Raw genomic sequence first — 12,695 nt, 5'->3', positions numbered from 1 at the left:
GAATAATGGAAAGGTATCTCATTGCAGGGCAAGTAGCGCTATCCGAACGATAAGCTCGTCATAATCCATTCCCCGAGCCCGAGCCTCCGCAGGAAGATCACTCAAATCGGTAAGGCCTGGAATGGTGTTGACCTCAAGAAAAAAGGGCTGGCCGTTCTCGGAAAGCATGAAGTCGACCCTTCCGAAATGCCTTGCCCCGATTGAGCGAAAAGCCTTAAGACTAAGTTCTTGAGTGAGTGCTGTCTGTTCAGGATTGATTCGTGCAGGACAAACGAAGTCCGTAGCCCCTTTAGTATACTTTGCCTGATAATCATAGAACTCCTGAGTCTTCGGTACGAGTTCGAGCAGAGGCAGCGCAGTATCACCCAGTATGCCCGAGGTTCCTATCATTCCTGATATGAACTCCTCAAGAAGAATATCGCCGAACTCGGTCTGGATTCTGCGGGTTTCTTCCAGCAGCGCCAGCTCCTCGTGCACTATCTTTACGCCTATGCTTGAACCCTCGTAGCGCGGCTTTATCACCAAAGGAAACCCGAACTCCTGCATCGCCTTTCGGGCGACTGGAATGTAGTCCTCGCCGGAATGAAGCGGGAAAAAACGCGGCGTAGGAATATCGTTTCTGGCAAAAACCCACTTGGAGACCCACTTATCGAGTCCGAGCGCGGATGCCTCAACGCCTGAACCCGTGTAGGGGATTCCCGCCGTCTCGCAGAAGCCCTGAAAAGAGCCGTCCTCGCCCATCTTGCCGTGCAGGGCGATGAATATTAGGTCGGGCTTCTCCTTGAGCAGTCTGGGCAGATCAGATTGGGACGTCAGGTCGAAACTCACGGCCTCTATCCCCTGCCTTCGAAGCGCTTCGAACACGTTTCTGCCGGAAAGAAGAGATATCTCGCGTTCTGAAGACCATCCTCCTGAACATACAAGCACTCGCTTGTCCTTCAAGGGCTTTGCGAGATTCTTATCCATCAAAACTCCTTAAATCTTTCCTTTCGAATTCGGCGAAAGGAAAGGGTAACTCACAATTAAAGAAAAAATTGCTTTTTGCATGAAACCTCCATTTTCTCATTAACTCGATGTTATTGCGAATTTTCGTCGCAAAGACGAAAAGAGCATCTTTATCCGTACTTGGGATAGCAGCATTTCTTGTACTTCTTTCCGGAGCCGCACGGACAGGGATCGTTCCGGCCGACCTTTGTGGAAGTCTGCGCAGGTGCTGGTTTCGCGCCTGGCGCCTGGGGTTGATTTGTTGCAGATTGCTGAGAGGCTTCTGCTGGACCAGATTCCTCCTTGTAGGCGCGGACTGGCGTCTGTCTGCGTGCTGGAGCCTGCCTGAGCTGGGCACGGAATAAAAGCTTCGTGACCTCCTTCTGGAAGGAACGGACCATCTCCTGGTATTTTCCGTATGCCTCTTTTTTGTATTCAATGATTGGGTCCTTCTGGCCATACTGCCTGAGGCTTATGCCTTTTCTCAGCTCCTCCATTTCCGATAGATGGTCGCGCCAGTGTCTGTCTATAACCGTAAGAAGCACAAGATTCCTTAATTCTGTGAATATTTCCTCGCCAAGGGTCTCCCGACGAAGCTTAAGCGCCTCTTCGGTACGCTCGTTCAGAATTTCAAGGAGCTCCTCGCGCTTCATGCGCGACTGTTCTTCAGGCCGGGGCACAGGAAAATCGAGCATGAAGTAGGTAACGAAATCACTGACAAGACCTTCCATGTCCCACTCCTCAGCGTTGCGTGACTGACAGCGCTCGAAGACGAGCTGGTCAACAACCTCCGAGAATATGAAACGGCAGAGACCATCCAGGTCCTCTCCTGCCAGTATCTCATCCCTGGTAGCGTATATCTCCTCGCGCTGCTTGTTCATGACGTCGTCGTATTCAAGCAGTCTTTTGCGTATCTCGAAGTTGTTTTGTTCGACTCTTTTCTGCGCACTCTCTATGGCCGTAGTCACGAACGGCGAGGAGATGGGCTCCATCTCCTTCCCCCCGAAACGCTCGATGACCTGATTCATGCGGTCGGCTCCGAAGATCCTGAGCAGATCATCCTCTAGGCTGAGATAGAAGCGCGAGGCGCCAGGGTCTCCCTGACGACCCGAACGTCCGCGTAGCTGGTTATCAATACGACGGGATTCGTGACGCTCGGTGCCGATAATGATGAGCCCCGTTGGATACTCCTGTTCGCATTCCTTGGTCCGCTTCATTCTTTCGATATCGGCCTGTGTTTCGGCATTCTGAATAAGGCATTTCGTCGGAATATCGAGCACTTCCTGCGTAAGCTTGATATCCGTTCCACGACCGGCCATATTAGTGGCGATTGTCACGCTGTGGAGCCTTCCCGCATCCTTGACTATTTCGGCTTCGCGCTGGTGCTGCTTGGCGTTCAGGACGTTGTGATTGATGCCCTTGCGCTTGAGCATTCTTGATAAAGTCTCTGAGACGTCTACGGACGTTGTTCCGACAAGAACCGGCCTGCCTTCTTTATGAAGCTCATCTATCTCCTCGATAACGGCCGCGTATTTCTCTGCGCGGGTCTTGTAGACGATGTCGGGATAATCTATGCGGCGTATAGGCTTGTTCGTCGGTATCTCCAGCACCTCAAGTTTGTAGATGTTCCAGAACTCATTCGCCTCGGTCAAAGCCGTACCTGTCATGCCTGCAAGCTTTGCGTACATGCGGAAATAGTTCTGGTGGGTGACTGAAGCAACCGTCTGCGTTTCCTCCTGGACCTGCACGTTTTCCTTGGCCTCCAGAGCCTCATGCAGACCATCGGAGTAGCGCCTTCCCGGCTGGGGACGGCCGGTGAAAGGATCAACGATTACGACCCTTCCTCCGTCTACTATGTAATCCTCATCCCTGTTGAAAAGGACGTAAGCCTTAAGAAGAGCATGGTAGTTGTTGAGCATTTCGCTCTTGCGGGCATACTCCTCGTAAAGCTCCTCCTTTAGCTTCAGCTTCTGCTGTGCGGATACCCCGTCGCGTTTGTCAATCTCGGCAAGGCCTGTAGAGAGGTCGGGAAGCGTAAAGGCTTCGTGATCATGCGGATTCAGCAGTTCACGGCCCTTTTCGTTGAGTTCAACTGCCCGGTTGTGCTCGTCGTAGGTAAAATAGTTTTCTTCGTCTATCTCGGGCAGCTTCTTGTCGCGCATAATGGCTAATTCGAGGTCGTCGATAAGGCGCTTCATCGGGCCCTCTTTTTCAATTCTTAGAAGCCTCTTGTGCTTGGGTGTTGCGCGCCTAACCGTAAGAAGCATGCGTGCCGCATCCATATCCTTGCCCTCTTCCATAAGCTTTTCAGCCTGCGCTACGCGCTCGTTCGACAATCCCTGCTGGTAGCGGAAGAGCTTTTCCACGCCAGGCTTGTAGCGGGCGTATCCCCTGTCGACGTACTCGGTAGCTCCGGAAATAATCAGCGGCGTACGCGCCTCGTCAATGAGCACCGAGTCAACCTCGTCCACGATGGCGTATGCGTGAGCGCGCTGCACCTTGTGGGACATGGAGATAACCATGTTGTCGCGGAGATAGTCAAAACCGCACTCGTTGTTAGTGCCGTAGGTGATATCGGCCTCGTACATGGGCTTGCGTTCAGGAGGCGACATGCCGGTCTGGATAACGCCCACCGTAAGTCCGAGATACTCGTATACAGGTCCCATCCACTCCCTGTCGCGCGCGGCAAGGTAGTCGTTGACCGTAATTAGGTGAGCGCCGCGTCCCATGAGGGCGTTGAGGTACAAAGGCATGGTGGCAACAAGGGTCTTGCCCTCGCCAGTACGCATCTCGGCAATCTTTCCCTCGTGTAGTACTATTCCGCCGATAACCTGTACGTTGAACGGGAACATGTCCCATTCCACATCAAAGCCGCGAACGTTCCACACATTGCCCAGGAGAAGATAGCATGCCTCGCGAACGAGCGTAAATGCTTCAACGATTATAGGCTCAAGCGCCTCATTAGTACGCTTCTTCCAGAAATCCTTGCGCTCAAGCTCGTCAATCTTCTTTGCCTCCGCTTCCAGTTCGCTCGTTATAGCCCTGAAACGCTTCTGCCACGCTCTAGTGCGCGCGACAAGAGCTGGACGGACCCGCGTTTGAAGATTCTTTTTTGCCTCAAGCCAGAGTCTGGGGGCGTTCTTATCTTTCGCCTCAAGTTCTGCGCGAAGCTCCTTGTACAGCGGTCTTCCGACCCTTTCATTAAGATATTCTAGTATCCAGTCGTCACCCGCTCCGGCAAAGGGATTCGAAGAACGCAATTCGCTTTCAATGCCCCAGTATATGGCGCGCCAGTCGAATTGAGGACGCTCGCCTCCTTCGCCGTCCGTAAACCAATCCGATGCGTCCTCTTCCGCCTTGCGTATTTTTTTCGCGCGCTCGGGGTCGTCTGAAGAAATTCCTGCAATCAGCTCCGTCCACCTTTTCTCGAATTCCCGAGCCTGGCTTCTTGCCTCATCCTCGGTGACGGCAGCAAGGTGAGTGATGGGCGCCGGAGTGGAAACATAGTCGTGAAGCGCAAGGAGATTGTCGTTTATCTCCTCTACTATTGGAGTCATCCTCTTTACCTCGCGCTCCTGCTTTGTACCGAAAATTTTTCCTAAGATATTAGCCATAAGTTTCTAATTATGTAGGGATTTGACGCCGTGTCAAGTTAATGACCAAGCGGATGGCGCGAGGAGTTACTCTTTCGAGGCTTCCTTCTGAAATTTGTAGACATGCCTGTGTATTATCCCTTCGACCATATAGACCACGTCTTCGGCAATGTTGGTTGCGTGATCGGCAATCCTTTCGAGGTATCTTGAGATGGATAGGATTAGAGTAGTGGTTTCTATCTTGGTTTTGTCATTCGACATCACGATTTTCCCATCCGCGAAAATCTTTTTATGAAGCTCGTCTATTTCGTCGTCGTCATTGCATACTTCACGCGACATTGCCGAGCTCATGTTTATCATCGATTTCATGCTTTTCTCCACTATTGCCTTGACCTTTTCAGCCATTGTGAATATATCCTTAGGAACTTCCACTTTCCTTTTATGCTCGGCGAGGTCCAGTGAACGTTCGGCGATATTTGATGCAAGATCAGCCATTCTTTCGAAGTCGCTGTTCATCTTCAGTACGCCGATGATGAATCTGAGGTCTATCGCGACCGGCTGGTGGAGGGCAAGAATCTTGAGGCATTCCTCTTCGGTATTGACCTCCATCTTGTCTATCTCTATGTCGTTTAAAATGACCTTGCGCGCAAGCGCGGCGTCGCGATTTTTAATAGATAGGACAGCGTTTGTAATGCTTTCTTCCACGGCTCTGCCAAGCTTGAGAATCTTCTTCTTCAGTTTCGTTATCTCTCTTTCCAGATGTCTTGACATTCTTCCTCCTTAGCCGAATCGGCTCAACCGAACCGGCCCGTTATGTAGTCTTCCGTTTGCTTTTCTTTAGGTCTGGTAAACATCTTCGTCGTAACTCCGAATTCGATTAGCCTGCCTTCGTATAGAAATGCTGTATAATCGGAGACGCGCGCCGCTTGCTGTATGTTGTGAGTTACAATGATGATTGTGTAGTCCTTGACGAGTTCGCTTACAAGGTCCTCGACGCGTGCTGTAGCCTTGGGGTCAAGAGACGAAGTGGGCTCATCCATCAGAAGAACATCGGGATCAATGGCCAGAGCCCGGGCGATGCAAAGTCTCTGCTGCTGTCCTCCGGAGAAATCGAGCGCGTTCTTTTCGAGCCTGTCCTTTACCTCGTCCCACAACCCTGCACGCACAAGGCTTCGCTCAACTATCTCGGAAAGCTTTGACTTGGAGCGCTCTCCGTGTATGCGCGGACCGTACGCCACGTTTTCGAAAATCGACTTCGGAAAGGGATTGGACTTCTGGAAGACCATACCCACTTTTTTCCTGAGTTCGACAACGTCGGCGTTCCTTGCATATATGTCCTCGCCATGTATTAGAACCTTTCCGGAAATCCTTGTTCCGCTGATGATATCGTTCATGCGGTTAAGGGTCCTAAGATAGGTGGACTTTCCGCATCCGGATGGACCTATCAAAGCCGTAACTTGTCTTGAAGGAAAATCGAGAGTGACGTCGAACAAGGCCTGAGTCGAGCCGTAGTAGAAATTAAGGTGCTCAGTTCTTATAGCCGGCTTAGGGTATCCGGCGTGCACATCCCCCGCTCTTGATTGAGATAAGGTCGTTATCTTAAGATTCCTTTTTTCTTTTACCATCTGGTTTTTCTCCTCATGCGGATTCTTATAATGATTGCAACAAGGTTGATTCCTAAAACAAGAGCTATGAGCGTCAAAGCGGTCCCGTACTTATAGGATTCGGGAGCGTCCGGAACCTGCGTAGTCAGCACAAACAGGTGATAGGGAAGCGCCATCACCTTGTCGAGTATTCCCCTTGGAAGCTTCGGCATGAAAAACGCCGCCGCAGTCAAGAGTATTGGCGCTGTCTCCCCGGCGGCGCGTCCGATTCCAAGGATTGAGCCCGTTATGATTCCCGGCACGGCGTAAGGAAGCACATTCTTGCGAATCGTCTGCCACTTTGTTGCACCCAGAGCAAGACTCCCCTCGCGCAAGGACTGGGGCACTGCCTTAAGCGCCTCCTCGGACGCTACGATAATGGTCGGCAGTATCATGCAGGCAAGGGTCAGGCTTCCTGATACGATTGAAGGCCCGAACCCGAAGAAGAGCACGAAAAGGCCAAGCCCGAATAAGCCGAATACGATTGAAGGCACCCCTGCAAGAGTAATGATGGCAAGACGTATCGTTCTCGTGAAGCGGTTATCCTTCGCATACTCTGTGAGATATATGGCGCTTGCAACGCCAAGAGGCAGTGCAACGACGATAGTGCCCGTAACCAGGAAAAGCGTTCCCATTATCGCCGGGAGTATGCCTCCCTGCGTGCCTCTGCGTTTGGGAAAAGAAGAGAGAAACTCCCAGTTCATTGCAGGAAGTCCCTTTATTATGATATCGACGAGAATGTAGCCGACCACGATGACTATCAAGTAGGTTGCGATTCGTATGAGCCAGCGCAAAAAAGCGTCGGTAATTGTTCTTCGAGTAATCATCTGCGCGTACTCCCGAATCTGCGAAGCGCGCGCTGGGCTATCATATTGAGGCCGAACGTGGAGAGAAGCAGGAGTATCCCTATCCAGAAAAGCGCTCGGTAGTGGTCGCTGCCGAATGCCACCTCGCCCATCTCAGCGGCTATGGTTGCCGTCATCGTTCTTACCGAAAGAAAAGGGTTGATCCTCAGAATCGGCGCGTTCCCCGTAACCATAAGAACAGCCATCGTCTCGCCGATAACGCGGCCCATTCCGAGCATTACGGCCGCGATAATGCCTGAGAGAGATGCAGGGAAAGTAACCTTCCAGATGGTCTGCATCTTGCTTGCTCCCAGCGCGAGCGAAGCCTCCTTGTAGGAGCGGGGGACTGAGCGTATTGCATCCTCGGAAATGGAGATTATTGTGGGCGAAGCCATGAGAGCAAGCAGCAGAGCTCCCGTAACAGCATTGAGCCCTGAATCGAGATGGAAAACCCTTTGAACAAGCGGAGCGAGAACAATAAGACCGAAGAACCCGATTACGACCGATGGAATCCCGGCAAGAAGCTCTATGAACGGCTTGAAGAACTCGCGCTCGGGCGTCGAGGCGATCTCGGCTACGTAGACGGCCGCGCATATCCCGAAGGGAATCGCTATCGCGGTTGCAATTAAGGTCACGATGAGCGTGCCGGTTATGAGAGGAAAAACCCCGAACTGCTCCTTGACCGGCGATGTCGGAATCCAGTTCCCGCTGAAGAGCTTATCGAGTCCAGGCTTCCATGAAAAAGGCAGAGCTTCCCTGAAGAGGAAGATGAATATGAGAATGACTATAAGGATGCTGGTGGAGCCGAGACCAGTAAGGATTATCCGGATGGCCGTGTCCTGCCAGACCGCACGGTTAGCCTTCATCCTTTCCGGCTTTGTTGACGATTTGGCAATGTTCAAAAAAACCTCCGGCGCTTGGTGCCGGTAAGCGGACTAATTGGTTCCCGGCGCATCATCTTGCCGTCACGAAACCTGTTTCGACCACTATCTTTTGCCCCTTCTCGCTCATCGCGAAGTCAATAAAGCTCTTGACCAGGCCTTTAGGTTCTCCTGCCGTGTAGAGATAGAGCGGCCGGGCGATTGAGTATGCGCCGGAATTTACGGTCTCCTCCGAAGGGATTACGGCCGCAGAAAAGGCGTCCTTCTTGACCGCTACCGGCTTTATCTTGCCCTTTGCTTCTATGAGATATCCGAGCCCGCAGTAGCCGATTGCCCACTTGTTCGCCGAGACCTCCTGGACAATGGTGGCGTTGGAAGTAAGAAAAAGCGCGGCCTTGGAGTAATCCTTGTTATTCAAAACGTGCTCCTGAAAGAAAGCGTAGGTTCCGGAGGAGTTCTCCCTCGAAAGAACCGTTATCTTTTCATCAGGACCGCCCACCTTGCTCCAGTTCGTTATCTCGCCTTTGTAGACTGCGGCTATCTGCTCCATTGAGAGTTCTGCAACAGGGTTTGAGGGATTTACGATGACTGATATGGCGTCGCGCGCCACCGTATGCTCTACAGGAGTTATTCCGTTTACCTTTCCTTGAGCTTCCTCCTCGGGCTTGATGCTCCGGGATGAAGCTGCTATATCCGCAGTTCCGCTTATGAGCGCGGCGACGCCCGTTCCTGAGCCGCCGCCGTCTACCGAGATGGAGGTCTTGGGGTTTGCGGTCATGTAGCCCTCAGCCCATGCAGAGACGAGGTTTACCATTGTATCCGAACCTTTAATTGTAATCGCCTGCTCATCCTTATTCCTGCAGCCTGCGATCGAAAGAACAATAATCGAAGACACTATGAAGGTCTTAACGCTTTGCATACCCACGATTCTCCTCCTTAGAGCTTATTGAGTTTCTTTTCAGTAGTTTCTTCATAATTGGTTTCAAGTCAACCCGCATCATCATATTTCTTTTGTGAAATGCGAAAATCATCACCGCGAATAGTGCCCTGTTCGGGCCCTAAAACATGGTTAAGCCTGTTGCGGCCGTTTGATTGAACCATATCCGAACCAGTTTTCTTCGGCGCAAGCCGAGAGACTCTATCGAGTAAGTCTTCATTAGCTCTCAAGATATTAGCACCTATTTCCGTTTGCTCCTGATTATCATCCGCTTTCAATTCCAGATACGCTAAAACATTGCTGAGGTTCTTGTTTCTCGACGCCAGTTTCATGAGCGTCTCGGCGTTGTGCTGGCTGAATATCCATTTAGCCTGTCTTACCAGCTCCCTGTCGGGCGTTTCGTTTTCCGGCTTCATCCACTCTCTTTTGAGCACCACAACCAGCAAGTCGTCGCACAGGGTAATGTAATCCTCTGTATAGTCAGAGATACTGAAACCAATCGCTCTCAGGGCATAGTATATGCCCCTTGCATCAATCTTATTAAAGCTTTTCATTTCCTGATATCCCGCGTGATTTTTTGGATTCTGAGCGTTTTTTCTTTCTGCGCAAACAATTTCGGAAGGCGGCTGGTTTGCCGCCTTCCTTTGAATGAGGGAGAGGGTCAAGGGTCAATTGCCTCTTATTTAAGGGTCACGAAGCCTGCTTCGACAACAATCTTCTGACCCTCCGGGCTTACGCAGAAATCTATGAACTTTTTGGTCAAGCCTGACGGCTGGCCTGGAGTGTATACATATAGGAAACGAGCCACGGGATAGGTGCCGTTCTTCACGTTTGCCTCTGAAGGCGTCACGGCGGACGAGGACGAGCTCTTTTTTACGCCCACGGCCTTAACCTTGTTGCCTGCCTCCAGAAGATAGCCCAGACCGCAGTATCCAATAGCTCCTTTGTTCTGCTCGACTTCCTGCACAATAGCCGCGTTGGACGGAAGATGCAGGGTTGTCTGCGCATAGTCCTTATTCTTCATCACGAACTCCTGCACGAAAGCATAGGTTCCGGAAGTGTTCTCGCGCGCGCACAAGGTAATCTTCTGATTGGGTCCGCCCACCTGGTTCCAGTTCGTTATCTGACCCGTATACATCTTGGCAAGTTGTTCCATGGTCAGTTCCTTAACCGGATTCGACGGATTCACGATGAAGGAGATGGCGTCGCGTGCGACTTTGGTTTCTACAGGATTGATGTAGTTTGCCGCCGCCGCTTCCTTCTCCTTCTGCTTTATCTCTCGTGACGCATTGGCTATCTCCACGGTTCCGTTTATGAGGGAGGCTATGCCTGTACCGGAACCGCCTCCGTCAACCGAGATGTAGACATCAGAGTGAGTCTGCATGTAGGCCTCTGCCCATGCCGACGCGAGGTTGACCATCGTATCCGAGCCTTTAATGCGAAGCTCGTTTGTTTTTTTTGCGCCTGTGAACGTAAGGGCTAAACCAGCAAGAAGCAAGCCCTTGAAGAATGCGCCTGGTAAGTTGCTCTTTGATTTCATATACTAATACCTCCTAAGCTGTTAAAACTTGAAGTTTACATCGGCCTGTACGCGGGTGTAAGGCAGCCGGTCGTTAACGCCGTCGCCAAGGCCTTTGGTGTTGTAGAATACTGTCAAGCCGGGCTGGACGGCCGGTGACAGCTGGTACTTGCCCGAGAACTTGAAGCCGGAACCGTTTGTTCCGCCGCCGCGGAAATCGGAGTCGGTGAAAACCCCAAGCGCGGCGTCCTTGTCAAGCGTTCTGTAGTTGGCCTCTATCTCGAAGCTTCCTGGATTGGAGGCCTTGCCCAGACGTACGCCGAACATCATGCCGGCGTTGTCTTCATCGGCGGCTATGTTCATGACGTAGTCGCCGTACACCGAAATCGGAAACGTTCCGATGCGAATGCCGAACTCCGCGATGATATCAAGAAGGTCATAGCCGCAGGCAAAGGTCTTGTTCTTCACATAGGAAGTATCACCGGTAAGTGTGTCGATTATCATATCTTCGCCCTCGGTGTTGCCGAATCCCTTGTCATCGTACAGCCACTTATGACCCTGGATATTCGTGTATGTGATGTAGGAGGCGCCGAGCATAAGGCCGATTCCGTTTCCGAATGCGAGCCTGGTTCCGAGCTGGCCTGTATAGAGCATCAAGTCTTTGTTGTCGCCGGAGGTCTCGTCCACCCAGAAGTAGGTGCCCGTAAGGAAGGGGCTTATCAATCCGAACGACGGCGTGTAGGAAAGGAAAAGTCCTTCGGGATTGAGGTCGCCGTCCCACACAAGGTCTGTAACCATTACCCATGGCTTCTTTACCTTGCCTCCGGATAGATTGAGTCCTGGAACTAAGGACGGTTTCCACTCGAAATACGTCAGGTCAAGACCGATAACCTTGGTGCTAAACGCATCGTCAAAGGTCTGGTTCGTGGACACCGGGTCGATTCCGCCTGTGGCAAGCCCTATATAGGCTTTGAGCTCTTCGGAAAGCTTTGCTTCCACGCCTACGCGTCCGCGGATGCGGTTGCGGTAGCGGGTCGTTGTCGTGTCCGGACCCTGAAGGGTATCGGTGTTCTTTCCTTCGGCAAAGTACTCGAAGCGGTAGCGGGCGTCGCCCTTTACCGTTACCTGCGCGTCCACGGCAGGAACTGCCAGAAGGATGCCCAGTACTGCAAAGAGGGCCGCCTTTATAAAGCCGCCCTTATTTGCGCTATGACCCATTATACCTCCTAAAGGTTTTGGGGTTGTTTTCCGGTTTACATTAATGTCGCCCGTCATGCCACTCCGCTGTACAGGGATTCAAGGCGACATAATTCCTGTTTTACAAAGGCTTCGGACGCACAAAACGAACCGAACATCTTCTCCACCTTTTCAAGAAGCTCGCTCTTTAAAAGTTCCATTTCTGCGTCACTCGTTTTCATCATTCCGTCCACATAGTCTCCTTCGGCTTGCGCTTTCCCGCTCCCGCTTTCGCAAATCTAATCGGCTCAAGACTCATATCAGCAACCGTCCGCTTAACTCGCTTATCACAACATCTCCATGAATTTACTGACAGATGCGTCAGGCAGGCTCATGAAATCGTCAGTCCATTCCTTCACGAAAGCCGCAAGATGCCTATCAAGTCTTGGATTGATTTCAGAGGTCATCGCGCTGTAAAGCCTTTCGAATATCTCGGCCCTGAGAAGCTCCAATTCCAGGGCAAGACCATCTTTTTCAGACGGCTGGTTCATCGAACCTCCTTTGTTATCCCGTTTATTTCAGCAAAATAAAAGCCCCGACGCAATGCATCGAGGCTTGAATCTAAAGCATCAGCGCGGACGTACGCCGCCATTGACGCTTCCGAGTTGCCTCCCGCATATCCCGAAACGAGAAGGTAGAAGAAACTGTCGAAGCAAATATCGGGATTAGCTATCGATCTTATGTAGCGGCAGACGGCATCCGAACCGTGTCTCGTTTTCGAGGACGAATTGTTTGTCCGGTTCTCGCCCCTCAGGGCGCGGCTGAGAAATTTCTTGAATATCCAGCTGCGTCTGAACCGCCATTGATCGTTGGGGGTATGCGCATAAAACTTAAGCAAAGGCTTACCGTTCTTGAAGCTCCATCTTGACAACAGAAAAAAGCCTCGACCTGACGGTCGAGGCGAATAATCTCCGCACTCTTTCGAGTTATTCAATCCACGCTTCCTTTGCTTGTCTTCCATCGGACATGATTATAATCAAAATCGTCTGTTTGTCAAGTGAATAATCCCGATTTCCCACATATACATATTAAGTATACATAAAAGCAACCCCTTGTC

The 12,695-nt window shown here is 51.4% G+C and carries 13 protein-coding genes; all 13 read right to left on the bottom strand.

What is annotated here, in order from left to right; all coding sequences use genetic code 11:
- Window positions 1-18: 18 nt before the first annotated feature.
- Window positions 19-966: a D-alanine--D-alanine ligase gene (locus tag GX441_07160; GenBank protein ID NLI98422.1), complete on the bottom strand. Its 948-nt coding sequence runs from the start codon at window positions 964-966 to the stop codon at window positions 19-21.
- A gap of 149 nt (window positions 967-1,115) precedes the next feature.
- A complete protein-coding gene (gene secA, locus GX441_07155) occupies window positions 1,116-4,598 on the bottom strand; it encodes a preprotein translocase subunit SecA (protein ID NLI98421.1) in 3,483 nt (1,160 codons plus the stop codon).
- Between the two features lie 66 nt (window positions 4,599-4,664).
- Window positions 4,665-5,348 (bottom strand): phosphate signaling complex protein PhoU, encoded by a 684-nt coding sequence (phoU, locus tag GX441_07150; GenBank protein ID NLI98420.1) that lies wholly within the window; start codon window positions 5,346-5,348, stop codon window positions 4,665-4,667.
- A 23-nt stretch (window positions 5,349-5,371) separates the two neighbouring features.
- Window positions 5,372-6,202, bottom strand: a complete 831-nt coding sequence (locus GX441_07145; protein ID NLI98419.1) for a phosphate ABC transporter ATP-binding protein — start codon at window positions 6,200-6,202, stop codon at window positions 5,372-5,374.
- On the bottom strand, window positions 6,196-7,047 hold the full coding sequence (gene pstA / locus GX441_07140) for a phosphate ABC transporter permease PstA (protein ID NLI98418.1): 852 nt from the start codon (window positions 7,045-7,047) through the stop codon (window positions 6,196-6,198). The genes GX441_07145 and pstA overlap by 7 nt, the downstream gene beginning before the upstream one ends.
- Window positions 7,044-7,931 (bottom strand): phosphate ABC transporter permease subunit PstC, encoded by an 888-nt coding sequence (pstC, locus tag GX441_07135; GenBank protein NLI98417.1) that lies wholly within the window; start codon window positions 7,929-7,931, stop codon window positions 7,044-7,046. The genes pstA and pstC overlap by 4 nt, the downstream gene beginning before the upstream one ends.
- 88 nt (window positions 7,932-8,019) lie before the next feature.
- Window positions 8,020-8,865 (bottom strand): PstS family phosphate ABC transporter substrate-binding protein, encoded by an 846-nt coding sequence (locus GX441_07130; GenBank protein ID NLI98416.1) that lies wholly within the window; start codon window positions 8,863-8,865, stop codon window positions 8,020-8,022.
- A 68-nt stretch (window positions 8,866-8,933) separates the two neighbouring features.
- A complete protein-coding gene (locus tag GX441_07125) occupies window positions 8,934-9,437 on the bottom strand; it encodes a hypothetical protein (GenBank protein ID NLI98415.1) in 504 nt (167 codons plus the stop codon).
- A gap of 125 nt (window positions 9,438-9,562) precedes the next feature.
- On the bottom strand, window positions 9,563-10,423 hold the full coding sequence (locus GX441_07120; protein ID NLI98414.1) for a phosphate ABC transporter substrate-binding protein: 861 nt from the start codon (window positions 10,421-10,423) through the stop codon (window positions 9,563-9,565).
- Between the two features lie 21 nt (window positions 10,424-10,444).
- A complete protein-coding gene (locus tag GX441_07115; GenBank protein ID NLI98413.1) occupies window positions 10,445-11,620 on the bottom strand; it encodes a hypothetical protein in 1,176 nt (391 codons plus the stop codon).
- Between the two features lie 53 nt (window positions 11,621-11,673).
- Window positions 11,674-11,823, bottom strand: coding sequence for a hypothetical protein (locus tag GX441_07110; protein NLI98412.1), 150 nt, complete (start codon window positions 11,821-11,823; stop codon window positions 11,674-11,676).
- Between the two features lie 102 nt (window positions 11,824-11,925).
- Window positions 11,926-12,129 (bottom strand): hypothetical protein, encoded by a 204-nt coding sequence (locus tag GX441_07105; protein ID NLI98411.1) that lies wholly within the window; start codon window positions 12,127-12,129, stop codon window positions 11,926-11,928.
- On the bottom strand, window positions 12,126-12,599 hold the full coding sequence (locus GX441_07100) for a hypothetical protein (protein NLI98410.1): 474 nt from the start codon (window positions 12,597-12,599) through the stop codon (window positions 12,126-12,128). Before GX441_07100 ends, GX441_07105 begins: the two co-directional genes overlap by 4 nt.
- Window positions 12,600-12,695 lie beyond the last annotated feature (96 nt).

The organism is bacterium, assembly GCA_012517375.1.
GTDB lineage: Bacteria > Hydrothermota > Tepidihabitantia > B3-TA06 > B3-TA06 > JAAYVC01.
The sequence above is the reverse complement of the archived record's forward strand: the minus strand, read 5'-3'. Positions and strand labels throughout refer to the sequence as shown.